Consider the following 23,687-nt stretch of genomic DNA (forward strand, 5'->3'; position numbering starts at 1 on the left):
CGGCCGCGCCGGCACGACACCGTCAATAACCGCTGGAACCGCCGCCGCCGGCCCCGCCGCCCGAGCCCGCCGAACCGCCGTTGCCGGCGCCCGTACCGCCCGCCCCGCCCGAGCCACCGGCCCCACCCGATCCGCCGCCGACCCCGCCGCCGGTGGCGCCGCTACCGCCCTCGCCCGCGCCGTTCGGGCCGCCGCCCGGCTTCACGTGGCCGGCCGCCCCGCTGTGCGACCGCATGCCGTGCTTCGCGCCACGCGGCTGCGTGCGCGCCGGCGGAGGCGGCGCGGCCGTATTGCCGTTGGTGCCCGGCGTCGACATGTCCATCGACGGATTCGGCGCGCCGGTGCCCTCGTCCGAGCGCTGCGAGTTCTGCGCCCACGCGGCCGGCGCGGCCGCGACGATCGCGACAGCCGCGCAGGCCAGCACGCGCCGCACGACAAACTTCGATTCGAATCCTGACTTCATGGCGTTTTCTCCCGGTGGAAGATGGTGTGATGGAAATTCCTGATTCGGTCTTTTAGCAAGGCCCATGCCGTCGCGGGCAACGTTCGCGACGCGGCACGCGGTTTGCGCCGGCTTTCTCCACACGACTGTCCTGTGACCCCTGTCCTGTGACCCCATACGGAGCCCCCGCCTTATGCCTTCCACTTCTGCTTCTGCCTCTGCTTCCCACCCGCACGGCAAGCGCCACACGCGCCGCCCGGGCCGCGCGCGCAGCGCCGACCCGGCCCACCGCAAGCGCTGGTCCGGCGAAGTCACGCAAACAAGCGATGCGCTCGACATCGAGCCCGACATCTTCAAATCCGACGATCCGGCCGCGATCGCCGCGTCGCTGAAGCATTCGGCCGAACACAGCCGCCGCCGCAAGGCGTCGCCGTTCCAGTCGGCGATGTCGATGCTGAACTTCTACGTGAACCGCGCGGGCCGCAACCTGCCCAAAACGCGCCGCACGACGCTCGAACGCGCGAAGCGGAAACTGCGCGAAGCGTTCGGCCGCAAGCCATGACGGCTGGCGCGCCGCCCGTCTCCCTCCGCTGCGATTCCCACGCATGCAAGAAACCCTCTGGTACCTGATCATCGGCGCGGTGCTGCTGGGCATGGGCGTCGTGACGTCCGCGCTGCGCCACGTTCCATGCAGCGCGGCCATGATTTACCTGGTGCTCGGCGTCGCGCTCGGCCCGGCCGGCGCCGGCCTGCTGCACCTCGACCTCGAACGCGACGGCCGCCTGCTGCGCGAGATCGTCGAAGTCGCGCTGCTCGTGTCGCTGTTCGCGATCGGGCTGCGATTGCGCGTGCCGCTGTCCGACAAGCTGTGGCTCGTGCCGTGCCGACTCGGACTGCTCGCGATGATCGTCACCGTGCCGCTGCTCGCCGTATGTGCGGTGCTCGCGCTCGGGCTCGGCTGGGGCCCCGCGCTGCTGCTCGCGGCGATCCTCGCGCCGACCGACCCGGTGCTCGCGCACGACGTGCAGGTGCACGATCCGGGCGATCGCGACCTGGTGCGCTTCGCGTTGTCCGGCGAAGGCGGGATGAACGACGGCATCGCGCTGCCGTTCGCGCTCGCGGGGCTCGCGCTGTGCGGCGCACCCGGCGCGACGCACAGCATCCCGCCGCTGTCCGGCACGTTCGCGCTCGTCGCGCTGTGGGGCATCGCGGGCGCGGCCGCGATTGGCGGCGGCCTCGGCTGGGTCATGACGAAGACGATCGGCTGGCTGCGCACGCGCCACGCGCAGGCGCTCGGCCTCGAAGGCTTCTTCGCGCTGGCGCTGATCGTGCTGTCGTTCGGCACCGCACAGGTCGCGCATACGTTCGGCTTCATCGCGACGTTCGCGGCCGGCGTCGCGATGCGGCGCGTCGAGCATCGCGCGAGCGGCGACCGCCCGCCGCGCGAAGTGATCGGCCAGATCGATTCGGAAGACGTCGTCGCCACCGAAAAGCATCCGGACAAAGCGCATGCGTTCATGGCCGAATCGGTGCTCGGCTTCACGATCGAGCTCGAACGGATCGCCGAAGCGGTCGTGATGACGATGATCGGCAGCGTGCTCTCGACGCGGCCCGGCCCGCTGATCACGTGGGGCGCCGCCGCGCTGGCCGTCGTGCTGTTCGTCGCGGTGCGCCCGCTCGCGGTGTTGCTCACGCTGACCGGTTCGCGTGCGACCCATGCGCAGCGGCGGCTGATGGCGTGGTTCGGCATCCGCGGGATCGGTTCGTTCTACTACCTGCTGTTCGCGCTCGAGCATGGGCCGTCCGAGGTCGTGCGCCCGCTCGCGGCGCCGGTGCTGGCCGTCGTGTCCGCATCGGTGGTCGCGCACGGGATTTCCGCGACGCCGCTGATGAACTGGTATTACCGGCTGCAACAGCATCGGCACTGACGGTCATGCTTCGGCGCCGAGCCGCGCCCGCATCGCCGCGGTGATGCGCTGGCGCGCCTTCGCATAGCCATCCCAAGGGTCACGCTTCAACATGTCCAGACGTTCGTGCAGCGTATCGATCGTCCATTGCGCGCCGCCCGTCGTCTCCGGAACCTCGTCCCAGTCGAGCGGCACCGACACGCCCATGCCGGGCCGCGCGCGCACCGAATACGCGGCGATCGTGCTCGCGCCGCGCCCGTTGCGCAGACAGTCGACGAAGATCTTGCCGCGCCGGTGGCGCGGCCCCATCGTCGCGGTGAAACGGTCGGGCAGCGTGCCGGCGACGTGCTGCGCGACCGCGCGCGAGAAGTCCTTCACGTCGTCCCAGCCCGCATGCCGCGTGAGCGGCACGACGACGTGCAGCCCCTTGCCGCCGCTGGTCTTGCAGAACGACACGAGCCCGAGTTCGTCGAGCAGCCCGCGCACGAGTTGCGCGGCGTCGATCATCGTGCGCCACGGCAGCGCCGGATCGGGATCGAGGTCGAACACGATGCGGTCGGGCCGCTCGATGTTCGACGCATGCGCGTTCCACGTATGCAGCTCGACCGTGCCCATCTGCGCGGCGCCGAGCAGCGCGTCGACGCTGTCGATCGACAGCAGCGGCCCGTGGCCCGGGTCGAGCCCTTCGTGCTGCGTGACGAACGGGATCTCGCGGCGCTCCGCGTGCTTCTGGAAGAACAGTTCGCCGGCGATGTCGCCCGGCGCGCGCACGAGCGAGACGGGCCGGCCTTTGAGGTCGGGCAGCAGCCACGGCGCGACCGATTGCCAGTAATGCGCGAGGTCGATCTTGCGCGTGCCGCTTTGCGGGTCGAGCACGCGCTCGGGATGCGTGATGCGCACGCGGCCGAGCTGGTCAGGGCCGGACGCGTCGCCGTCGGCGCGGGCGACTGCGCGAGAACGTGAGGGATGCTTGCGACTGGCGGTTTCATGAGCGACATGCGCTGCGCGCTTGCGTTTGTCGTCGTGGGTGGTCTGGCGTCGATCCATCGTCACCTCCGTTTCCGTGTTTTCCGTGTGTTTCGGCATCTCGCGGACGATCTGCTCCGCCGGCTTGTCGTCGCGCAGCGCGATGAACGCGGCCTGCCGCACGATGCCGTCGCCGGTCCATTCCGCGAATTCGCATTCGGCGACGAGCGTCGGCTCGACCCAGTGCACGCGGGTGCGCGTGCGTTCGCGCGGCGGCGCATCGAACGGCATCGTGTCGCGTTCATGCTTGCGCAGGATCGCGGCGAGACGGTCGAGCATCCGCGCGTCGAAGCCGGTGCCCACGCGGCCGACGTAGCGCAGCGGCCCCGGCCCACGCCGCCGTTTGCCGGCCGGCGCCGGTTCGTGCACGCCGAGCAGCAGCGCACCGAAGCCGTGCCGGCTGCCCGACGGCTCCGTAAAACCGCCGATCACGAACTCCTGCCGACGCCGGCATTTGAGCTTGATCCACGCGGGCGAACGGCCAGCGCGATAGCGCGAATCCGCACGCTTGCCGATCAGCCCTTCGAGGCCCGCGTCGCAGGCGCTCGCGATCAGCGACGCGACGTCCTCGCCGAGATCCGGCGAAAAGCGCACGCGCGCCGGGTCGCTGTCCGCGAGCAGCGGTTCGAGCAGCGCGCGACGGGCCGTGAGCGGCGCGTCGCGCAGGTCGTATCCGTCGAGATAAGGCAGATCGAATACGAAGAAGGTGACCGTGTCCGAGCGGTCCGCGCCGAACGCGTTCTGCAGCGCCTGGAAATCGGGCAGGCCGTTTTCGCCGAGGACGACGGCCTCGCCGTCGAACCATGCGTCGTCGACGTCGAGCGCCGCGAGCGCGTCGCGCTGCGCGCGCAGCTTCGCGGTCCAGTCCCGGCCTTCGCGCGTCATCAGCGTGACGCGCCGGCGCGCGCCCTTGCCGGCAATACGCGCGAGGATCCGGTAGCCGTCGAACTTCAGTTCGTAACACCAGCCGCCGTGGGTCGGCGGTGCGTCGACCAGCGTCGCGAGTTGCGGCGCGACGCGCTCGGGCAGCGGCGCGCGCACCGCGCCTTCGACTTGCGACGGTTCGGCGGGGCGGGGGCTTTCGTGGCTTTCGTGGCTTCCGTGTTTTCCGTGGCTTTCGTGTCGCGCGGCACGGGCATCGCCGTCCGCGTCGTCCGCGCGGTTCGCGCCGTTCGACCCGTGGCGCCGCGTCGCGCGCTTGCGCGCCGCGCCGTTGGACGCACCGTCATGCACGCTGCCCGGCCGCTCGCCGACGACGTCGAATTCATCGGCGCTGCGCGCGGCGTCGTCGCGCTCCTTGATCAGCAGCCATTGCTCCTGACGCCCTTCCTGTCGCCCGCTGCGCACGAGCGCCCAGCCGCCATGCAGCTTCTCGCCGTCGAGCCGGAACGTCAGCTTGCCCGCCCGATAGCCTTCGCGCGCGTGCGCGACGCCGCCATCGGGCGTCCACGTGCCTTCGTCCCAGACGACGACCGACCCCGCACCGTAATGCCCGGCCGGAATCTCGCCTTCGAACGACGCGTATTCGAGCGGATGGTCCTCGACATGCACAGCGAGCCGCTTCACCTGCGGATCGAAGCTCGGCCCCTTCGGCACGGCCCACGACTTCAGCGTGCCGTCGAGTTCGAGCCGGAAGTCGTAGTGCAGCCGTCGCGCGTGGTGCTCCTGGATCACGAAGCGCAGCGGATGGCCTGCGCGGGCGGCAGGCTTTGCCTTCGGTTTCATGTCCGATTTCGTCCCCGCCTTCGCGCGACGTTTCCCGTGCGCCCCTTCGGGCTCGGGCGTCGCGCCGAAATGGCGCTTGCGGCGATACGGATCGAGCTTGCCGGCCATCGCGTCACCTCGTCGGAATCGGAGTCGGTGTCATCGGTATCACGCCGCGTGCTTGCGGCGCGCGGCGGTCTTCTTCGCCGCAGGGTCGCTCGTCGCGCTGCGTTTCGCGGCGGTCTTCTTCGCGGCGGTTTTCGTCGCCGCGCCTTTCGATGCGGGTTTCGCCGCCGGCTTGCGGCGCGCGCCGCCCCGCGACGACGACGACGCGCCGTCCTCCGCTTCGTCGCGCTCTTCACGCAGATCCGCCGCCCGCGCGCCGGCGCCGCCCTTCAGGCTGCGCTTCAGCAGCTCGGTGAGATCGACCACGTTGCTCGCCGCGCGGCCGGTCTGCGGGGGCCGGTCCTCGATCTCCTCGACCTTGCCCGCACGCACCTTGCGCTCGACCAGTTCGAGGATGTCGTTGCGGAACGTGTCGTGATATTCGTCGGGCGTCCATTTGCCGGACATGTCGTCGATCAGCTTCTTCGCCATGCCGAGTTCGCGCGCGGTGACGCCCGCGCCCTTCGCGTCGCCGGCCGGCACCGACAGCTCGTCGAGCGGCCGCAATTCCTCCTGCCAGCGCAGCGTATCGAGCGCGAGCATCGGCCCGACCGGGATCAGCGCGCCCAGATGCTGGCGGTCGCGCATCACCACGAGCGCGATGCCGATCTTGCCGCTGTCCTTCAGCGCGTCGCGCAGCAGCGCGTAGACCTTCTCGCCCTTGCGGTCGGGCACCAGGTAGTACGGCGTGTCGAGATAGAGAAACGACACGGCGTCCTCGTCGACGAAGGTCAGGATGTCGACGGTCTGCGTCGATTCCGGGTTCGCCGCGCGGATTTCGTCGTCGCTCAGCACGACGTAGCGTTCCTTCTCGTACTCGTAGCCACGCACGATGTCCTCGCGCGTGACTTCCTTGCCGGTGCGCTTGTTGATCTGCCGATAGCCGATCGGGTCCATCGAGCGCTTGTCGAGCATCCGGAACGACGGCTTCACGGTGCGCGTCGCCGGGAACAGTTGCACGGGCACGTGCACGAGCCCGAAGCTGATCGCGCCTTTCCATATCATCCGCGGTGCCATACGTGTTCCTCCTTGCCGAATGCGCGCCCGCCCGAGGGCAGGCGCGCCGTCCGGCGCAAGCCGCTGTCGGCCGCTTTCGGCCCTATGCCGGCAGCTCCGCCGCCTGCTGTTCGCGCGCCCACACGCGATGCTGGCCGATGTGATCCGACAGCGTGTTCGATTTCGCGCTGTCGTGCGGTGGCGTCGGTTGCGTCGGTTGCGTCGGTGGGGTCTCGCCGGCGGATGGGGGATTCTTCATTGTCAGGCATCCTCATGGAATTCTGTAGGGAGCCGCTGCCGCACGGTGACGCGCCGCGGCACGCGCGCGCGGACGGCAGGGAAAGCCGGCCCGGCGCGTCGCGAACGCGCCCGCGGGCCGGCTGCGGTGTCAGGGCGCGCGCAGCGCCGCGTCGAATTCGGCGCGCGTCACGTCGAGCGCCACGTTGCATTCGATCACGGTATCCTCGATGCGCGGCTTGTGCTCGTCCACCCCGCGCCGCGCGCGGTCGCATAGCTGCGTGCGCACGCGCAGCCGATCGGGCTCGTCGAGCAACGCGTAGCGTTCGATCACGTCCGCATCGAACCGCATGTCGACCGTGCAGCGCCATTCGCGCGCGTCCTCGTCGGACGGCACGCGCACCCACGACACGTGAACCGTCAGCCGGCCCGATGCGTCGTCCGGCTGCACGACGACGGTCGACTGCGACGGAAACCCGATCGCGAACGCGTGCTCGAGTTCCTTCACGCGCTGCGATCGGTCGGGGGTCACGCTCATCGTCGGACGACGCCCAGCAGCAGCGTGACCAGGAAGATCACGACGAAGATGTAGAACAGGATCTTCGCGATCTCGGCCGCGCCAGCCGCGATGCCGCCGAACCCGAACACGGCCGCGATGATCGCGATGACGAAGAAAATGATGGCGTATCGAAGCATGGAACCCTCCTGGATGACAGCAGTCGTCACTAAACGTCGGCGCCGGTCACGCATCGTGCTTGTGTTTCGGTTTGCCGTGCGTGGGCGTGGACGCCATTTTCTCGAGCTCTTTCTCGCTCATCGACTTGGCCATCGATTTCGCCGGCGGCTTGAGATCCTTCATTTTCGTGTCACCGCGCTTGGCCGACAGCGCGGCCCCTGCGGCGCGCTGCTGGGCCTGGGATTTGGCTGGCATGGTTGCGCTCCTCTCGTTGGCGCGCGAGCCGACGCAACGCGCGGCACGCGCGGGGTTGGAACAATCGGGCCGTCACGCGGCGTCGCGACGCCGCAGGTCGGCCGGCGGAATCTTCATCGCCTGGCGATACTTCGTCACCGTGCGACGCGCAAGAAGGATGCCGCGGCCCGCGAGGTTCTCCGCGAGCGCGACGTCGGACAGCGGGTCGGTATGCCGCTCGGCCGCGATCATGTCGCGGATCAGCACCTTCGCGGCAGACGCCGAACACACGCCCTTGCCGGCCGCCTCGAGCTTGCGCGGGAAGAAATGCTTGAACTCGAACGTGCCGTGCGGCGTGGCCATGTACTTGTTGCCGGTCGCGCGCGATACGGTCGATTCGTGCAGGTCGAGCTCTTCCGCGATGTCGCGCAGCACCAGCGGCTTCATCGCGATCTCGCCGTAGCGGAAGAAATCGCGCTGCCGCGCGACGATGCATTCGCCCACGCGCTGAATCGTGTCGAAACGCTTCTGCACGTTGCGGATCAGCCAACGCGCTTCCTGCAGTTGCTGGCCGAGCGGCGAATCGCGCTCGCCGCTCGACTGCGCGAACAGCGTCGCATAGCGCTCGTGCAGGCGCGCACGCGGCAGCACGGCCGGATTGATCGTGACGATCCACTCGTCGCGCACCTGGCGCACGATCACGTCGGGCACCACGTAATCGCCGCGCGTGCTGCCGTAGTGACTGCCCGGGCGCGGGTCGAGCCCGCGCACCAGCGCGCAGGCCGCGTGCAGCGTCGGCTGATTGCAGCCGAGGCGCCGCTGGATCTCGGCCGTCTCGCGCCGCGCGAGCCGCTCCAGATGCTCGCGCGCGATCGCTTTCGCTTCCGCGAGCGCCGGCGTGCCGGCCGGAATCGCATCGAGCTGCAACACCAGGCATTCGGATAACGAACGAGCGGCGATGCCCGGCCGGTCGAGCATCTGCACGAGCCGCAGCGCGACCGCGAGATCCTGCTCCGACAGCAGCCACGCCGGATCGGCGGCGACCAGAAGTTCGGGAAGCTCCTGACGCAGGTAGCCGTCGTCGTCCAGCGCATCGATCACGAGGCGCGCGGCTTCGCGGTCGCGCTTGTTGAGCGGATAGAGCCGCAGCGCATCGTGCAGTTGCTGATGCAGCGACGGCTCGGCAGCCATCCATTCGCCGGGCGACAGACCGTCGCCGTCCTCGCCCTGACGGCTCGTGCCGCGCGGCGCGGGCGCGGCGGTAAACGGCACCTCGCCTTCCGGCGGGCGGATGTCGTCGTGCTCGGGCGCCGCTTCGGGCGCGGCGGCTTCGATCGATTGCTCGGGTGTCTCCGCAGCGGTTTCCTCGTCGCCCTGGCCATCTTCGAGAAACGGGTTCATGTCGAGCGCCTGACGCAATTCCTGTTGAAATTCAAGCGAGGACAGCTGCAGCAGCCGCAGCGACTGCTGAAGCCTCGGCGTAAGTGCGAGATGCTGTCGCATCTGCAGCGCAAGCGAGACGGGCATCGAAAGCCTCCTGACGGTTCGGTTCGCGGTATGTCTTCTACCGGACGTCATGCAGCTTCCGTGCCAGTCGCGCGAAGCGCGATACGTCGCGGGTCTCGCGGGTTCGTACCCCGTCTCGCCACCCGCCGAGGCCGCTTTTTTACAAGCCGGGGGGAAGTTTGGGGAACGTATTTCGCTCACGGGAACGCGCGCCCCGCACGGTCGGGCCGAGCGCTCCGTCACCGCTTCGCATCGATGCGGTCGACCGCCGAACGATCGAGAAAGGCGGTCGTCAACTCGGGCAGATAGCGCAGCAGCCATGCGGCCATGTCGCGCTCCTGCTGCAGGATTCGCCCGCAACACGCGCGGATCTCCTCTTCGCCGGCCGCGTGCGCCGCCGCGACGAGCGCCGTGTACGCGGCAATCTCGAGCTGCTCGAACGCATAAGCGACCAACGCCGTCTTCACGACTTCGTCGTCCGCCAGCATGCCGCTCGCGATCTGCCCGTACGCGGCGACGCGCGCGGCGAGATCCCTGGTCGCCGACGGCGACGTGCCGAGCCGCATCAGGCACGCTTCGACGAGCGCCTGCTGACCGAGCGTCTCGTCGAGATGCAGCCGAAGCCGGTCCTGCAATGGCGGATAGTGGCCGACCCGCTTCATCTGCGCGCCGATCATCGTCTCGGCCTAGGGCCGCATCGCGGTGCGGCGTGCCGCGACGCGTCGCCGCGAGGCGTCCCCGCAACGCGTCGTGTCAGTACTGCTTCGGCGGCGGCGTGCCCGGCAGCGGCGGGTCGCCCTGCGTGCCGTTCGGGCCCGGCGACGGCACGTCGGCCGGTACGTCGACGGTCGTGCTCTGCGGCATCGTGTTGCCCGGCGACGGACGCGTGTCGTAGCGCGTATTCGCATCCGGCATCGTCGTGGTCGACTGCGCGCCGCGGCCGTCGGGGGGCGCGGGCGGCGCCGGATGCGCGCCATAGGGGCCGCTGGTCGGTTGCGTGCATGCGCCCAGCGCGCACGCGGCAGCGAACGCACAGGCGCCTGCGCGTATCGTCTGGATCGTGTTCATCGACATCCTCCTTTCGACGGCTCGGGGCAACGCCATGATGGCACCGCTCACAGCCGGTTGAAATGGAAATCGCCCGCGTACGCGGTCGGTGCGCGGCGCGCCATCATCGTGTCGAATTCGGCCGCGACGCGCGTGAGCGTGCCGCGTTGCCGTTCGACGTCGGCCCGTTCGAGCGCGGCGAAGGCGTCGGGGTCGAACGTGACGGTCAGCGACGCCGGACGGCCGTCGACGCGAAAACCGATATGCAACGCACCGGCCGGCTGTTCCTCCACATGGAACGCGATTGCGCGCGCTTCGAAATGGCGGCCGAACGTCTCGGCGATGTCGCGCAGCATGCCGGGATTCACGCGAATGCTCATGGCAGTCCCTCCCTTTTCGTTCGCGGCCGTGCGCCCACCGACCTTGCGCCCACCGACCCTGCACGCACCGGCGGCTCGCGCGACGGCGGCTCGTGTTCGGGCGGCGCATGCCCGGGCGGGTCACCCTCCGGTTGCCGGTACGGCTCGGGCAGGTCCGGCGGCACGTCGTCGGGATCGGGCGGCTCGGGGTCCGGCTCGATGTCGGGGAGCGGCGGCTCGGGCCGTTGCAGCCACTGCGCGGGTTCGGGTGTCATCGGCTTCCATCGTTGCGAGGCTCGGGTCGGGATCGGCGCGACGGCCGCGTACCGAAGGTTCGCAAACCGCGTGCCGTCCGTTCACGCCGCCCGCATGCGGGAATCGATACGCAGGCGCGCAGTCCAGCACAAAGCGCCATGTCTTCGCTACACCGCTCGCTGCAAAACTTGCAAGCGCGCCGCTACGCGTCGTACGCGGCCATCACGAGCCACAGCTCGCGGCCATCGTCCCGCACGCGCGCGGCGAGCGCATACGGATCCGCCGGCTCGCACGCGCGCTGCAGCGCAAAGCGCGCGGGTTCGGTCGCGCCGAACGTCTCGTCGCCGAGCCGCCGCACGTCGGCCTTGCCTTCGAACATCCGGCGCTCGGGCCGGTAGATCAGCGGTTCGTGCTTCCACGTATCGAAATGGATCTTCACCGAATCGAATCCGCCGCCGCATACGTTGATCTCATAGCGCACCCCTGGTCGTCGTTTCGGAATCATCGTCGTGCCTCCCGCTCGATGTGCGCGCAGCAGGCACGCTGTTGCGCTGTGTCGTCATGGTCGTCGTCGTTGCAGCTGCAAGTCGCGTGCCATGTGTGCGAACCGGGAACGCCGGTTGCGGCACAGCCGGCTCATCGTCCCCGATACGGAGCACCGCCATGAAGGATTCGACCCGGCACGGCTACGACGCACCGGCACACGAGCGGCAGCCCGACCCGCAACCGCCGCTGAAGGACCGGGACCGCACGCACACGCGCCACTCGGAGCGTCATATCGACAAGCAGCTCGAGGACACGTTTCCGGCGAGCGACGCGCCCGCGACCGGCGGCATCACGCGCATCGAGCCCGACACGCCGCCCGGCACGCACGACGACGGGCCGTGGCAGGACAAGCGCAAACGCGACGACGAATGACACGACGGCCGCGCGCACGGCATGCGGTTTGCTGGATCGAAGCGGCCGCATCGGCACATTGCTTCACCCCACTCGCAAGGAGAATTTCATGCATCGCGTCAACGAAATCATGTCGCAGGACGTCGTGCGGATCGCCCCGACCGACTCGATCCGTCACGCCGCCCAACTGATGGAGCGCTACGACATCGGCGCGCTGCCCGTGTGCGACAACAACCGGCTGATCGGGATGGTGACGGACCGCGATCTCGCGGTGCGCGCGATCTCGGCCGGCAAGCCGCCGGAGACGCGGATCCACGAGGTCGCGTCCGGCCCGACCGAATGGTGCTTCGACGACGATTCGCTGGACGAGATCCAGCACTACATGGCCGACGCGCAACTGCGCCGGCTGCCCGTCGTCGATCACGACAAGCGGCTGGTCGGCATGCTGTCGCTCGCCGACATCGCGACGCGCACGGCCAGCCCCGAACGCGACGACGTGGCGAACACGCTGGAAGGCGTGTCGCAACCGAAGCAGACGTGACGGAGCGATTTCCGCCCCGCCTCGACAACCCCGCGCGACCCGCAGGGCCCGCCCCGGGCACGGTCGCGCCCCACACAGCCTGGAGGAAACCATGCAGACTTCCGATCAAGGTCAGACCCGCATCATCGGCAAGGGCGCCGCGACGGCGGCCGGCCCCGGCCCCGACGTGATGGCGGCCGATACGCTGGAAGGCGACAAGGTCTATACGACGGACGGCGACGATGTCGGCAAGATCAAGGACATCATGCTCGACGTGCGCTCCGGCCGCATCGCGTACGCGGTGCTGTCGAGCGGCGGCATCCTCGGCATCGGCGACAAGCTCCACGCGATTCCGTGGAGCGCGCTGACGCTCGACACCGAACGCAAGTGCTTCCTGCTGTCGGTATCGTCCGAGCGGATTCGCAACGCGCCGGGGTTCGACAAGGACCATTGGCCGGCGATGGCCGATCCGCAATGGGCCCAGCCGCTGCACGAGTTCTACGGCAGCACCCCGTACTGGAGTGCCGGCGACGAGCTCGGGCTGACCGACCCGACCGAAGAGCTCGACGATCCGCGCACGCGCGGCCGCCACTGACCGCTCCCTGACGCGGCGCCGGTTCACCGGCGCATCCGTTCCGCATTCGTTCGATACGCCCCGCTCGCGCGGGGCGTTTTTTTGCCCGCGCCGCGGCGGCGGATGCCGCGCCCCACACGCCGCCAGCCTTTTTACAAGGGTCGTGTAACGCCCTCGTCCGGTGTCACCGCGCCGCCGCTCGCCGATTCGAGGTAGCCCAGCAGCCGGTGCGGCGTCAGCGGCTTCGCGCAATGCGCATCGAAGCCGGCCTCCTTCGCCTGTTCGCGATCCCGCTGCGACGCGAGCCCGCTGCACGCGATCAGCAGCATGTCCGACGTTTGCGGATCGCCGCGCAGCCGCGTCGCCAGTTCCAGCCCGTCGAGGCCCGGCATCGCGATGTCGAGCACGACCGCGAACGGCTGCCAGTCGCGCGCGACGTCGCACACGGCGAACGGATCGTCGGCGACCCGGCACTCGAAGCCGCGCGCCTCGAGCAGCAGGCGCAGCGCATCCGCCGCATCGCGATAGTCGTCGACGACCAGCACGCGGCGCGGGCGGCGCGGCACGCTGTCGGGCGCGCGCCACAGCAGCACGTCGTCGGCGGCCGGATCGTCGCCGGGGTCGGGTTGCATCTGCTTCTCCTGTCGTGGGACGGGCTTGCCACGCAAGGCGCGCGCCCATCCCGACTGCATGCGGCATGCCGGTTGCTGCCTCCGTCGCATCGTCGACACAGGAGTCTTTCATGCGCACGATGCGGCTTCGATCATCCGGTTTGCTTCCCTCTGCGCGTGCGACAGCACGCGCGCCCGCATGTTCCGCACGATCGCGCCGCGCGGCGGGTTCGGCCTGTGCCGGAGGCGCCGCATGACCCGCAAAGCGCCCGACCCTCCGGCGCCGCCGCCCGACGACGATGCTCCCCGCACGCTCGACGCGTGCCGCCGCTGCGCGCTGTGGGAACACGCGACGCAGCCGGTGCCGGGCGCCGGGCCCGTCGATGCGACGATCATGCTGGTCGGCGAGCAGCCGGGCGACCAGGAGGACCGCGCGGGCCTGCCGTTCGTCGGCGCGGCCGGCCGCATGCTCGACCGCGCGCTCGACGAAGCCGGGATCGACCGCACGCACGTGTACCTGACGAACGCGGTCAAGCACTTCAAATGGGAACCGCGCGGCAAGCGGCGGCTGCACAAGACGCCCGCGCAGCGCGAAGTGGCCGCGTGCCGCTACTGGCTCGAACGCGAGCTGGAAACCGTCCAGCCGCGCGTGGTGGTCGCGCTCGGCGCGACGGCGCTGCGCGCGGTGCTGCAGGACAACGACGCGACGCTCGAGCGCACGCGCGCGCCGGTGCGCACCGCCGACGGCCGGCTCGTCGTCGCGACCTATCACCCGTCGTACGTGCTGCGCACGCGCGGCGCCGATTCCCGCGAACACGCGTACCGCACGCTGGTCGACGCGTTGCGCACCGCGTCGCGCCTCGCGCGCGAGCGACGCCACGGCGACGGGCGCCCGTCGCACGGGGACGCCGGATGAGCGGACTGGACGAAGACGCGCGGGCGACGGCCGAGGCGCCGCCGCCCGCCCGGGCGTTACATCATCTTGCCGCGCGAGCGCTCGGCACGTGCCGCATCGGCGGCGGACTCCACCTTCTTCACTTCCTCCGGCGGCGGCAGCACCGCCTTGAAGCCCATCGACTCGATCCACATCTCGCGCGCCCAGCCACGCGTGTGATACAGGTGATGATCCTCGTCGGCCTCGACCTCGTCGTGCGCGGCCTTCAGCGCATTCGCGGCGTCACCGTCGGGCAACTGGTCGGCCGCATAGCCGATCAGCTCCCAGTTCAGGTGGTCCTTGGTTTCGGCCAACACCACGCACTCGGCCGCAACCACCTGCGCGACTGCCGGGTCGGCCTGCTTCTTCGCCTGCTCGATCACCTGCACCAGCGACTTGCCGGTGGCGGCCACCGCGGCGCGCCCCGGCGATTGCGTATCGGGATCGAGGCCGAGCGTGTCGAATACCTTGCGCAGCACCTCCTGGTGATGCAGCGTCTCGCGGTGATACTTCTCCCATTCCTTGTGCAGGTCCTCGTCGGTCGCGCACTGGAGCGCGGCCTCGTAGATCTGCGCGCCGCCAAGCTCGGTCTCGTATGCCTGACAGAGCAGTTCGAGGATACCTTCGTGCTTCGATTGCCGTTGGGCCATGACTGCTTCTCCGAAAAAGCGGGCCGCACGTGCGGCCCAGGGGTGAACCGGGCGCGCGTTATTGCGCACCCACCTTGCGTGCGACCGTCTCCGCCATGCTCAGGTGATGCTTGAGCGTCGGCAGCGTGGCCTGCGCGAACGCGCGCAGTTGCGCGTCCTTGCCGTCGCGCGCTTCGTCTTCGAACAACGCGACCGCCTTCTTGTGCGCATCGGGGCCGGCCGCCGCGAGATACGCGGTGTCGAAGTCGCGCCCGCTCTTGCCGCGCAGCGCCTCCACGTCAGGATCGGTGATTTGTTCAATCTGCGGCTTCATGCCCTGGCGCGTGGCGATTTCGTTCAGCTTCGCGTTCGCCTTGCCGTGATCCGCGACCATCCGTTTCGCGAAAGCACGCACGTCCGGCGACTGCGCCTGCTTCAGCGCGAGCTGGCTGGCCTGCACTTCCGCCTTGCCGGCCATCGCGGCCTTGTCGACGAACTCCGCGTCGACGCCCTTCGGCGCTTTCGCGATGCCGGGGTCGCCTGCGCCGGCCGCGCCCGACGACGGATTGATCACGCCGCCCGGCACATGCGCATTCGACGCGGGCGGCTCGCTCGGCATCTGCGCGCGGGCGAGCCCCGACGCGGCGAGCACGCCGGCGGCGAGCGCCGCGATCGTCCAGTGGGGTTGTCTCATCTGCTGTCTCCTTGTTCCTGGTACTTGCGTGAGCGCGGCATCAGCCGCCGACGATCGAGCCGCCGTTCGGATGCAGCGTCTGCCCGGTCATATAGCTCGCGCCGTCCGACGCGAGCAGCACGTAGCAGTCGATCAGTTCGTCCGGCTGCCCCGGCCGCTTGAGCGGCACGTTCGAGCCGAATTTCGCGACCTGTTCGGGCGTGAAGGTCGACGGAATCAGCGGCGTCCAGATCGGCCCCGGCGCGACCGCGTTCACGCGGATGTCGCGTTCGGCCAGCTCGATCGCCAGCGAGCGCGTGAACGCGACGATCGCGCCCTTGGTCGCCGAGTAGTCGGGCAGTTTCGGGCTGCCGTGATACGCGGTGACCGACGCCGTGTTGACGATGCGCCCGCCCGGCTTCAAGTGCGGCAGCGCCGCCTGCGTGCAGAAGAACATCCCGTACACGTTCGTGCGGAACGTGCGCTCGAGCTGTTCCTCGGACACGTCCTCGATGCCCGGCTGCGGATGCTGCTCGCCCGCATTGTTCACGAGCACGTCGAGGCGGCCGAGCCGTTCGACCGTGCGGGCGACCGCGTCGCGCGCCTGCCGCCGGTCGCCGACGTCGCACGCGATCGCCTCGCAGCGCCGGCCGGCCTGCTCGATCAGCTGCTTCGTATGCGCCGCGTCGTCGGATTCCGTCAGGTAGACGATCGCGACGTCCGCGCCTTCCTTCGCGAAACCGATCGCCACGGCGCGGCCGATCCCGCTGTCGCCGCCCGTCACCAGCGCGACCTTGCCGGCGAGCTTGCTGCTACCGACGTAGTCGGCCGCTTCATCGCGCGGCTTCGGGTGCATGTCGCGCTCGGTGCCCGGCTGATGCGCCTGCTTCTGCGGCGGCGGGGTCTGTGCGGTGGTCATGGGTTCCTCCTTGAACGGATGCCGCCGATGCTGCGCAAGCGGCGTGCCGCGCGCGGCGCACGCCGGCCCGCACGCGGCGGCCGTGTCTCGACGGTTGGCGTTGCAAGCGTTTGGAAAAAGGGCGTATTCAGCGCGGGCCGCCGGACGCGGCCTCGTCGGGCCGGCGCACCGGATCGAAATCGCGCCACTCGCCGTCCTGCCAGTCGCCTTCGACGCGCTCGATCGACTTCGCGCCGGTCGCGCGCAGCACGTCTTCCGCGGCCGGCGCGGTGTCGGGCGTCACGCGCGCGGCGAGGATCACGCCCGTGTCGCTCTGCGCGAGCGTGCCCTTGCCTTCGGCCTGCTCGCCGCGCATCCGGCCGAGCGCGCCGCCGAATGCGCCGAGATACGCGCCGGCCAGCGCGCCCGCGGCCGGCACGAACCAGTAGTGCAAGCCGAGCGCATACACGATCAATCCGACGACGACGCCGATCAGCAGCCCGCGGATCGCGCCGATCATCGCGCCGCGCCCGCCCGGCTTCGCCGCCGTGTCGGCATACACGTCGCCGCCGATCGGAAAGCGCGCGTGCTGGCCGCCGGGGTTCAGGAAGAAGATCGACACGTCGTCGGGCCCGAACGCGCGCTCGTAGAGGTGACGCGCCCCACCTTCCGCTTCATCGAACGTCGTGAAACGGCCTGCGACGATCATCGTCATGGTCGTGCTCCTCGTGATGGGTGCGCCGCGCGCTCCCGCACGCGGCGCGACGGGCGACGCTTACATCAGCCGCCCGAGTTCCTTCGATATCGACGCCGGCGTGTCGTACTCGCGCTCGGGAATCTTGCGCAGCATGTCGAGCACCTCGCGGGCCGCATGCGAGCGCTCCGCGCACTGCACGACGTCCGACTTGCTGGCCGGGTAGTCCATCCCCTTCAGCGCCTTCTGCACGTCGACCGGGCTCGGCGGCTTGCCGTGGCCCGTCTGATGGCCGCCCTTGTCGTGGTCCTGCTGCGTGCGCTCGCCTTCGTGCGCGCGCGAGTGGCTGTATTCGTGGCCCGTATGTTGTCGGGATGTCATGAAAGCCTCCTTGGAAAACGAACGAAATCACGCGGACGACCGGCGCGCCCGCGCGAACGCGGCAAACACCAGCGCCGCCGCGCCGAGCGCGACCGCGCCGGCGACCTTCGGCCGCTGCACCACCGTGTTGTACGCACAGGTGCGCAGCACCGGCCCTTCCATGCCTTCGCGCTCGTGCAGCGCGTGGCGCGAGTCGTACAGCGCGTTGTCATCGCGCGGCCGCGCGGGCCGCACCGTGCGCTGGCCGCGCGAGAACAGCGTGGCCGCGACGCGATCGAACAGGCGCGGCGCGTGATACGCGCTCGCCGACGTGAACTTGGCGGCGCCGCCGACGAACAGCGTGCGGCGCGCGTGCGCGGCCGCGAACAGGATCGCGTCGGCCACCAGATCGGGGTCGTAGATCGGCGGCGGCAGCTTCGCCTCGACGTTCATGTAGTTCTTCGCGTGCATCACGAACATCGTGTCGATCGCGGCCGGCTTGATCAGCGTGACGGACACCGGCAGGTGATCCGCCTCCATCTCGAGCCGCAGCGAATCGGTGAAGCCTTTCACCGCGTGCTTCGACGCGACGTACGCGCTTTGCAGCGGCACCGGCGCGTCGGACGCCTCGCTGCCCATGTTGATGATCGCGCCGCCGTGGAAATCGCCCTTGCGCCGGAAATGGTCGGCCGCGACGAGCGAGCCGTGCACGACGCCCCAGTAGTTGGTGTCGAACAGCCGGCGCTGATCCTCGAGCGGCACGGCCGCCGCCGTGCCGAAGATCGACACGCCCGCGTTGTTGACCCAGGTGTCGAAGCCGCCATACGTGTCGGCCGCCTTCGCGGCCGCGCGCTGCAGATCCTCGAGGTTGCCGACGTCGCCGGCAACTGGCACCGCGAGGCCGCCGTGCTGGCGGATTTCCTCGCACAGCGTGTTCAACGCTTCCTCGTTGCGCGCGAACAGCACCAGCTTCGCGCCGCGCCGTGCCGCCTTGCGCGCGGTGACGAGGCCGATGCCGCTGGTCGCGCCGGTGATCACGATCGTCTGTTCGCCGACCGGTTTGAGCATGCAGTTCATCGCTGGACTCCTGTTACGGCTGCGCGGTTATTTGGGCCGTATGGTCAACTGGTCGCGCACGGAATGCACGCCGTCCACCTGCTTCACGACGCCGACGGCCTGCGTGCGCTGCTGTTCGTCGGGCACGCTGCCGGTGAGCGTCACGGTGCCGTGCCGCGTCTTCACGTGGATGTCGCCGGCCGACAGGCCGCTCGTGCCGACCAGCTCGGCCTTCGCCTTGGTGGTGATCGTCGCGTCGCGGATCTTCGTGCCGGTGCTCGAATGCGACGACGACATCGACGACGATGCGGCGTCGTCGCCGGCGGCGACCGCGTTCGGCGCGACGACCACGCACGCGGTGGCCGCGGCGATCGCGACCGCCATGCCGGTACGCAGCGCGCGCTGGCGGCGGATGCGCGGGGAGCGAGCTTGCAGCTGGAATACCTTCATCGTGACCTCCTTTTCATCGGGCCGGCCGGGCCGGCGGGTGAACTGAGGTCGCGCAAGTCGCGTGCCGCGCCGCGTGCGCCGCATGCCTGCGGTAAACCGCGATCGGACGCCCTTTCATCCAACGCGTTGTAATTTTTTCGGCGCACCGGGAGGCGGTTTTGCCCGCGATGCGGCGGGCATGCCGATTGCCGAGCGACCGGTGACGGCGGCCCGTGTGCGCGGCCCCGATACCGGGAGCACTACCATGCAAAGAATCGCGTTGATCAGTGAACATGCGTCGCCGCTGGGGATGATCGGCGGCGTCGATGCCGGTGGTCAGAACATCTATGTCGCGAACGTCGCGAAGCAACTCGCGGAGCGCGGCCTCGACGTCGACGTCTACACGCGCTGCGACGATCCGCGCCAGCGGCGGCCGAATCTGGCCGCCGCGCAAAAGCGGCTCGGCTGGCGCGCGACGACGACGTTCGCGAACGGGCTCGCGCACACCGCGCGGTACTTCATTCAACGCCAGGTCACGCACCACACGCCCGGCGACCTCGTGCGCAGCACGCGAATCGCGTCGCATCTGCTCGCCCGGGTCCATACGCGGAACCGGCCGGCGCCGGCCACCTGACGCGGCCGCTGCGCGACGCGCGTCAGCCGTCGCGCTTCGTCACGTGCGCGATCTTGTGCGCCAGTTCGCGCACGTCGACCGGCTTGCACAGGTAGCCGTCGAAGCCGGCCTCGAGCGCGCGGCGTTCGTCGGCGAGGCCCGCGTGCGCGGTGACGGCCAGCACACGTACGTCGGGCGGGCCGCTGTCGCCGTTCGTCGCGCCGCGTCGCAACGCATCCAGCAGCCAGAAGCCGTCGCCGTCGGGCATCGCGAGATCGGACAGCACGACCGTCGGCTGCATGTCGGCCACCATCGCGAGCGCCTCGCGGCCCGACGACGCGATCGCGACGGCCGCGCCGAACGTGGTCAGCGCGGCCGTGAGGCTCGCGCGCGTGGTCGCATCGTCGTCGACGATCAGGATGCGCTGCGTATCGAGCATGAGCGTCTCGCGACGGCTGCCCGCCTGCACGATCCCCCACGCCATCGCGCCGGCCGGCTGCCAGCCGGCCGGCAGCGTCACCGTGAACGTCGTGCCGCGATCGCGGCCCGCGCTTGCGACGGTCACGCGGCCGCCGTGCAGTTGCGCGATGTGCCGCACGATCGACAGGCCGAGACCGAGCCCCCGCCGCGGCGACGCGGGTGAATCGTCCGCCCGGCGGAACATGTCGAACACGTACGGGACGAACTCCGTCGCGATACCCTGCCCCGTATCGACGACGGTCAGCACCGCATGCGCGTCGTTGCGCGCGAGCCCGACCGTCACGCTGCCGCCGGCCGGCGTGAATTTCAGCGCATTCGAGATCAGGTTCGACAGCATCTGCCGCAACCGCTCGGCGTCGCCCGACACGATGCACGCGGACGCGTCGCAGTCGAATTCGAGCAGGATGCCGGCCGACGACGCGGCGGTCTGGAACGTGCCGACCTGGTCGGAGAACAGCCGCACGACGTCGACCGGCGTCGCGTCGAGCCGCAGCTTGCCGGTCGCGAGCGACGACGCATCGAGGATGTCGCCGACCATCCGCGTGAGCGAACGCGCGCTGCGGTCGATCGCGTCGATCGCCTGATGCTGCAACGCGTGGTCGCCGGTGTTGCGCAGCACCTCGATCCACCCGTAGATCACGTTCAGCGGCGTGCGCAATTCGTGCGACACCGTGGCCAGCAGCTCGTCCTTCAGCCGGTTCGACGTGTCGGCCTGGTCGCGCGCATGGCGTGCGCCCTGCAGCGAGCGCTGCGCGCGCAGGTCGCGGCGGCGCTGCGCACCGGTTTCGCGCAGCGTCAGCGACAGCGCGACACAGGCGCGCGCATCGCCATGCACCGGGCACGCCGATACCGTCGCCCGAAAACGCCGGCCGTCGCGCCGCACGCACAGCAGTTCGAGCGGCCCGACCGGCTCGTGCATCGCGTCGAACGATCGGGCGAGCGGATTGAGCCTCAGCCAGCGCGGCGCGATCAGCGTGTCGAACCTGCGGCCGCGCGCGTCGGCCTCGCCGTATCCGAAGATCCGCTGCGCAGCCGGGTTCCAGCTCGCGATACGGCCGCTGGCGTCGATCCCGACGATCGCGTCCGGCGACGCATCGACGACCGCTTGCTGCAGCCGCGACGTGTCGACGCGCGCACGGTCCGCGCCGGCATCGCGCAGCAACAGCACCGCGCCGTCGAGATTGCCGTCCGCATCGTCAAGCGGCGACGCGACCGCGACGATCGGCACCGGATCGCCGTTGCCGGCCTGCAGCCAGTGCCGGTCGGACGTCGCCGCGGCGCCGCCGAGCGCGTGATCGAGCGGCGTGGTCGGCACGCGGCGGCCTTCGTGGTCGACGATCCGCAGCACGTCGCGCACCGGCCGCCCGATCGCATCGTCCGGCTGGCAGCCGACGAGTGCGGCCGCGGCCGCGTTCAGATAGGTGAGCCGGCCTTTCGTATCGGTCGCGATCACGCCGTGCGGCAGCGCGCCCAGCACGGCTTCGAGCTGCCGGCGCGCGGCCGCCTCGCGCTGGCGTGCGCGCTCGTTCGTGACCCGCGTGTGATGCAGCATCGACGCGATCGCGCACACCAGCGCACCGATCAGCATGAACGTGCCGAGCTGCACGAGCCGCTCGGGCAGCGGCGCCGGATAGGCGGCCGGATCGGACAGGAACAGCGTCCAGACGAGTAGCCCGCTGACCACGGTCGACATGATGCCGAACAGGAACGACGTCGCCCACGCGGCGCCGGCGAGCAGCGGGTAATACAGCACGAACGGCAAATTCACGCCGCCGAACCGGATCGCGAGCGTCTGCAGCACGGTCGCGATCGCGACCAGCATCACGGCCGTTGCGTAATTTCCGGCCTGCGGTCGTGCAATTTCGGTCATTGGAGACGCTCCTGCGGGGACAGTCGACAGCGGCCGGCGGGCACGACGCATGCGGGCCGATCGGCACCGCCGGCCCGGCCGCTCACGACGGAGATTTTCCCGCCCTGCCCGACCCGACACGCTGGCTCGTCGTCTCGCCGCATCTCGACGATGCCGTCTTCAGTTGCGGGCAACGGCTCGCGCAGTCGCCCGGCTCGATCGTCGTCACCGTGTTCGCGGGGCTCCCGCCGCGCGACACGCACCGCGAGGCTGAAACGGAAACATGAGCAGGGACATGAGCGGGAACATGAGCGCGATCGGGGCCGCATCAGGAATCCGGTTTTTCCGTTTCGTCTTCCAGTTGCGCGAGCCGGTTGTAGATCGTCTTCAGGCTGACGTCGAGCACCTCGGCCGCCTGCGCCTTCACGCCGCCGCATTGCGCGATCGTGCCGAGGATCAGCTTGCGGTCGACTTCCTCGAGCGGCGTGCCGAACGGCACCGTCACGCGATCTTCATGCGAATCGACCATGCTCGACAGTTCGTCCATGATCGGCGGCGGCAGCGTGTCGATCACGTCGGCATCGGTGAAGATGCTCGCGCGCTGCACGAAGTTGCGCAGCTCGCGCACGTTGCCCGGCCATGCGTAGGTCTTCAGCGCTTCGCGTGCAGCGGGTGCGAAGCGCAGGTTGCGGCCGCTCTCCTCGTTGTAGCGCTGCAGGAACGCGTCGGCGAGCATCGGGATGTCGTCGCCGCGTTCGCGCAGCGACGGCAGCGGAATCGGGAACACGTTGATCCGGTGGAACAGGTCGGGCCGCAACTTGCCGTCCGCCATCGCGGCTTCCGGATCACGGTTCGTCGCGGCGACGATGCGCACGTCGACGTCGATCTCGCGCGTCGAGCCGAGCCGCGTGACGCGCCCGGTCTCCAGCACGCGCAGCAGCTTGACCTGCGATTCGACCGGCATCTCGGTGATTTCGTCGAGAAACAGCGTGCCGCCGTCCGCGCGTTCGAAGAAGCCCTTGTGCTGACGTTCCGCGCCGGTGAAGCTGCCGCGGTCGTGGCCGAACATCTCGCTCTCGACGAGGTTCGCGGCGATCGCGCCGCAGTTCACCGCGAGGAACGGGCCGCGGCGGCGCAAGCTCAGGTCGTGCACGGTCTGCGCGGCGAGCTCCTTGCCGGTGCCCGATTCGCCGGTGAGCAGCACCGACGCTTCGGTGCGCGCGACGCGGCCGATCGCGTCGTAGACGGCCTGCATCGCCGGCGAGCTGCCGAGCATGCGGCCGAACCGGCCGAGGCGCTGCAGCTCCGAGCGCAGCTCCGCGATTTCCTCGTGCAGCGCGGTCGTGCGCGGCACGCGCGCGAAGATGCTGTTCAGCCGCTGCATGTTGAGCGGCTTCACCAGATAGTCGGTCGCGCCGCGCCGCAACGCGTCGATCGCGGTTTCGAGGCTCGCGTGGCCGGTGGTCAACACGATCTCGCAATGCCCGCGCTTGGGCAATGCGTCGAACAGATCCATCCCGTTGCCGTCGGGCAGCACGAGGTCGCACAGCACGAGATCGGGGGTATGCGTCGAGACGAGCGTGCGCGCTTCTTCAAGCGTCGCGGCCGTATCGCACGCAAGCTGCTGCGTGCGCGCGAGCGTGGCCAGCATCGTTCGCGTATCGGCGTCGTCTTCGACGATCAGGACGTAAGGCATCGAGGCTCCTTGTAATGCGGCCCGGCGCATGCGTAGGCCGGCACCGCGACATGCAGCGTCATGCACGTCACCGAGCCCACGACGGCATCTTCAACGCTGCACACGAATGAGCAGACAAGCTGTCCTGCACTGAAAACAGGTGCTTAGCAGTATAGAAGAACGGTGTCGTGCATTCGCCGCTCATCGAATAAATCTATCTGCCGGCGCGGGCCGCATTGCC

29 protein-coding genes and 3 pseudogenes are annotated in these 23,687 nt (G+C 69.7%); 9 read left to right on the top strand and 23 right to left on the bottom strand.

The window, feature by feature from the left end; translation table 11 throughout:
• Positions 1 to 22: 22 nt before the first annotated feature.
• Entirely contained in the window at positions 23 to 463 is a 441-nt protein-coding gene (locus HWX03_RS32600) for a hypothetical protein (RefSeq protein WP_175874093.1), read from the bottom strand.
• A 172-nt stretch (positions 464 to 635) separates the two neighbouring features.
• On the opposite strand from HWX03_RS32600, the gene HWX03_RS32605 reads away from it, so the two are divergent.
• The gene (locus HWX03_RS32605; protein ID WP_175874094.1) at positions 636 to 1,004 is read left to right on the top strand and encodes a DUF3175 domain-containing protein; all 369 of its coding nucleotides are present in this window, start codon (positions 636 to 638) and stop codon (positions 1,002 to 1,004) included.
• Positions 1,005 to 1,047: 43 nt separating this feature from the next.
• The gene (locus HWX03_RS32610) at positions 1,048 to 2,370 is read left to right on the top strand and encodes a cation:proton antiporter (protein ID WP_175874095.1); all 1,323 of its coding nucleotides are present in this window, start codon (positions 1,048 to 1,050) and stop codon (positions 2,368 to 2,370) included.
• Positions 2,371 to 2,373: 3 nt separating this feature from the next.
• On the opposite strand, the gene ligD is transcribed toward HWX03_RS32610, so the two are convergent.
• From ligD to HWX03_RS32665, 12 genes are all read right to left on the bottom strand, one after another.
• A complete protein-coding gene (gene ligD / locus HWX03_RS32615) occupies positions 2,374 to 5,208 on the bottom strand; it encodes a DNA ligase D (protein WP_175874096.1) in 2,835 nt (944 codons plus the stop codon).
• Between the two features lie 39 nt (positions 5,209 to 5,247).
• Entirely contained in the window at positions 5,248 to 6,261 is a 1,014-nt protein-coding gene (locus HWX03_RS32620) for a Ku protein (RefSeq protein ID WP_175874097.1), read from the bottom strand.
• An 82-nt stretch (positions 6,262 to 6,343) separates the two neighbouring features.
• A complete protein-coding gene (locus HWX03_RS32625) occupies positions 6,344 to 6,499 on the bottom strand; it encodes a hypothetical protein (protein WP_175874098.1) in 156 nt (51 codons plus the stop codon).
• A 129-nt stretch (positions 6,500 to 6,628) separates the two neighbouring features.
• Complete coding sequence (locus HWX03_RS32630; protein ID WP_175874099.1) at positions 6,629 to 7,015, bottom strand: DUF3022 domain-containing protein; 387 nt, start codon at positions 7,013 to 7,015, stop codon at positions 6,629 to 6,631.
• Entirely contained in the window at positions 7,012 to 7,173 is a 162-nt protein-coding gene (locus HWX03_RS32635) for a DUF1328 family protein (RefSeq protein WP_006498332.1), read from the bottom strand. Before HWX03_RS32635 ends, HWX03_RS32630 begins: the two co-directional genes overlap by 4 nt.
• A 46-nt stretch (positions 7,174 to 7,219) precedes the next feature.
• Positions 7,220 to 7,408 carry a DUF3008 family protein gene (locus tag HWX03_RS32640; protein ID WP_174434824.1) on the bottom strand — a complete coding sequence of 63 codons (189 nt, stop codon included), beginning with the start codon at positions 7,406 to 7,408 and terminating at the stop codon, positions 7,220 to 7,222.
• 72 nt (positions 7,409 to 7,480) lie between these two features.
• Positions 7,481 to 8,914, bottom strand: a complete 1,434-nt coding sequence (locus HWX03_RS32645) for an RNA polymerase factor sigma-54 (RefSeq protein ID WP_175874100.1) — start codon at positions 8,912 to 8,914, stop codon at positions 7,481 to 7,483.
• 218 nt (positions 8,915 to 9,132) lie between these two features.
• A complete protein-coding gene (locus HWX03_RS32650) occupies positions 9,133 to 9,570 on the bottom strand; it encodes a DUF892 family protein (protein ID WP_244132836.1) in 438 nt (145 codons plus the stop codon).
• Between the two features lie 76 nt (positions 9,571 to 9,646).
• On the bottom strand, positions 9,647 to 9,961 hold the full coding sequence (locus HWX03_RS32655) for a hypothetical protein (RefSeq protein WP_175874101.1): 315 nt from the start codon (positions 9,959 to 9,961) through the stop codon (positions 9,647 to 9,649).
• A gap of 47 nt (positions 9,962 to 10,008) precedes the next feature.
• Positions 10,009 to 10,320, bottom strand: a complete 312-nt coding sequence (locus tag HWX03_RS32660; protein WP_175874102.1) for a hypothetical protein — start codon at positions 10,318 to 10,320, stop codon at positions 10,009 to 10,011.
• The gene (locus HWX03_RS37115) at positions 10,317 to 10,574 is read right to left on the bottom strand and encodes a hypothetical protein (protein WP_244132837.1); all 258 of its coding nucleotides are present in this window, start codon (positions 10,572 to 10,574) and stop codon (positions 10,317 to 10,319) included. The genes HWX03_RS32660 and HWX03_RS37115 overlap by 4 nt, the downstream gene beginning before the upstream one ends.
• A 182-nt stretch (positions 10,575 to 10,756) precedes the next feature.
• Positions 10,757 to 11,059, bottom strand: a complete 303-nt coding sequence (locus tag HWX03_RS32665; protein ID WP_175874103.1) for a hypothetical protein — start codon at positions 11,057 to 11,059, stop codon at positions 10,757 to 10,759.
• A gap of 158 nt (positions 11,060 to 11,217) precedes the next feature.
• Between HWX03_RS32665 and HWX03_RS32670 the strand changes: the two genes are divergently transcribed.
• The 3 genes from HWX03_RS32670 (at position 11,218) to HWX03_RS32680 (ending at position 12,566) form a co-directional block, all read left to right on the top strand.
• Positions 11,218 to 11,472, top strand: coding sequence for a hypothetical protein (locus HWX03_RS32670; protein WP_175874104.1), 255 nt, complete (start codon positions 11,218 to 11,220; stop codon positions 11,470 to 11,472).
• An 88-nt stretch (positions 11,473 to 11,560) separates the two neighbouring features.
• Positions 11,561 to 11,992 carry a CBS domain-containing protein gene (locus tag HWX03_RS32675; protein ID WP_175874105.1) on the top strand — a complete coding sequence of 144 codons (432 nt, stop codon included), beginning with the start codon at positions 11,561 to 11,563 and terminating at the stop codon, positions 11,990 to 11,992.
• A 91-nt stretch (positions 11,993 to 12,083) separates the two neighbouring features.
• Positions 12,084 to 12,566: a PRC-barrel domain-containing protein gene (locus tag HWX03_RS32680; RefSeq protein WP_175821395.1), complete on the top strand. Its 483-nt coding sequence runs from the start codon at positions 12,084 to 12,086 to the stop codon at positions 12,564 to 12,566.
• A 131-nt stretch (positions 12,567 to 12,697) separates the two neighbouring features.
• Here HWX03_RS32680 and HWX03_RS32685 read toward each other — a convergent pair whose 3' ends face one another.
• Positions 12,698 to 13,177, bottom strand: a complete 480-nt coding sequence (locus tag HWX03_RS32685) for a response regulator (RefSeq protein ID WP_175874106.1) — start codon at positions 13,175 to 13,177, stop codon at positions 12,698 to 12,700.
• A gap of 232 nt (positions 13,178 to 13,409) precedes the next feature.
• On the opposite strand from HWX03_RS32685, the gene HWX03_RS32690 reads away from it, so the two are divergent.
• Entirely contained in the window at positions 13,410 to 14,072 is a 663-nt protein-coding gene (locus tag HWX03_RS32690) for a UdgX family uracil-DNA binding protein (RefSeq protein WP_175874107.1), read from the top strand.
• Positions 14,073 to 14,128: 56 nt separating this feature from the next.
• On the opposite strand, the gene HWX03_RS32695 is transcribed toward HWX03_RS32690, so the two are convergent.
• The 7 genes from HWX03_RS32695 to HWX03_RS32725 form a co-directional block, all read right to left on the bottom strand.
• Positions 14,129 to 14,740 carry a hypothetical protein gene (locus tag HWX03_RS32695; RefSeq protein WP_175874108.1) on the bottom strand — a complete coding sequence of 204 codons (612 nt, stop codon included), beginning with the start codon at positions 14,738 to 14,740 and terminating at the stop codon, positions 14,129 to 14,131.
• A 58-nt stretch (positions 14,741 to 14,798) separates the two neighbouring features.
• Positions 14,799 to 15,413, bottom strand: coding sequence for a DUF4142 domain-containing protein (locus HWX03_RS32700; RefSeq protein ID WP_175874109.1), 615 nt, complete (start codon positions 15,411 to 15,413; stop codon positions 14,799 to 14,801).
• 40 nt (positions 15,414 to 15,453) lie between these two features.
• The gene (locus tag HWX03_RS32705; RefSeq protein WP_175821401.1) at positions 15,454 to 16,311 is read right to left on the bottom strand and encodes an SDR family oxidoreductase; all 858 of its coding nucleotides are present in this window, start codon (positions 16,309 to 16,311) and stop codon (positions 15,454 to 15,456) included.
• A gap of 127 nt (positions 16,312 to 16,438) precedes the next feature.
• The gene (locus HWX03_RS32710) at positions 16,439 to 17,005 is read right to left on the bottom strand and encodes a hypothetical protein (protein WP_175874110.1); all 567 of its coding nucleotides are present in this window, start codon (positions 17,003 to 17,005) and stop codon (positions 16,439 to 16,441) included.
• A gap of 60 nt (positions 17,006 to 17,065) precedes the next feature.
• Complete coding sequence (locus tag HWX03_RS32715) at positions 17,066 to 17,365, bottom strand: DUF2795 domain-containing protein (RefSeq protein ID WP_174389227.1); 300 nt, start codon at positions 17,363 to 17,365, stop codon at positions 17,066 to 17,068.
• Positions 17,366 to 17,392: 27 nt separating this feature from the next.
• On the bottom strand, positions 17,393 to 18,421 hold the full coding sequence (locus HWX03_RS32720) for an SDR family oxidoreductase (RefSeq protein ID WP_175874111.1): 1,029 nt from the start codon (positions 18,419 to 18,421) through the stop codon (positions 17,393 to 17,395).
• A gap of 27 nt (positions 18,422 to 18,448) precedes the next feature.
• Positions 18,449 to 18,850, bottom strand: coding sequence for a BON domain-containing protein (locus tag HWX03_RS32725; RefSeq protein ID WP_175874112.1), 402 nt, complete (start codon positions 18,848 to 18,850; stop codon positions 18,449 to 18,451).
• 244 nt (positions 18,851 to 19,094) lie between these two features.
• Between HWX03_RS32725 and HWX03_RS32730 the strand changes: the two are divergent.
• Positions 19,095 to 19,247 (top strand): annotated as a pseudogene (locus HWX03_RS32730) (glycosyltransferase family 1 protein); the annotation flags it as partial.
• Positions 19,242 to 19,463 (top strand): annotated as a pseudogene (locus HWX03_RS32735) (SDR family NAD-dependent epimerase/dehydratase); the annotation flags it as partial. The pseudogenes HWX03_RS32730 and HWX03_RS32735, both read left to right, overlap by 6 nt.
• Positions 19,464 to 19,485: 22 nt before the next feature.
• Here HWX03_RS32735 and HWX03_RS32740 read toward each other — a convergent pair.
• Positions 19,486 to 21,792, bottom strand: coding sequence for an ATP-binding protein (locus HWX03_RS32740; RefSeq protein ID WP_175874113.1), 2,307 nt, complete (start codon positions 21,790 to 21,792; stop codon positions 19,486 to 19,488).
• A gap of 104 nt (positions 21,793 to 21,896) precedes the next feature.
• Between HWX03_RS32740 and HWX03_RS32745 the strand changes: the two are divergent.
• A pseudogene (locus HWX03_RS32745) lies at positions 21,897 to 22,022 on the top strand (PIG-L family deacetylase); the annotation flags it as partial.
• Between the two features lie 77 nt (positions 22,023 to 22,099).
• On the opposite strand, the gene HWX03_RS32750 reads toward HWX03_RS32745, so the two are convergent.
• Complete coding sequence (locus tag HWX03_RS32750) at positions 22,100 to 23,467, bottom strand: sigma-54 dependent transcriptional regulator (RefSeq protein WP_175874114.1); 1,368 nt, start codon at positions 23,465 to 23,467, stop codon at positions 22,100 to 22,102.
• Positions 23,468 to 23,687: the final 220 nt, after the last annotated feature.

It is taken from the genome of Burkholderia sp. BCC0397 (assembly GCF_902832865.1).
In the GTDB taxonomy this organism is placed as follows: domain Bacteria; phylum Pseudomonadota; class Gammaproteobacteria; order Burkholderiales; family Burkholderiaceae; genus Burkholderia.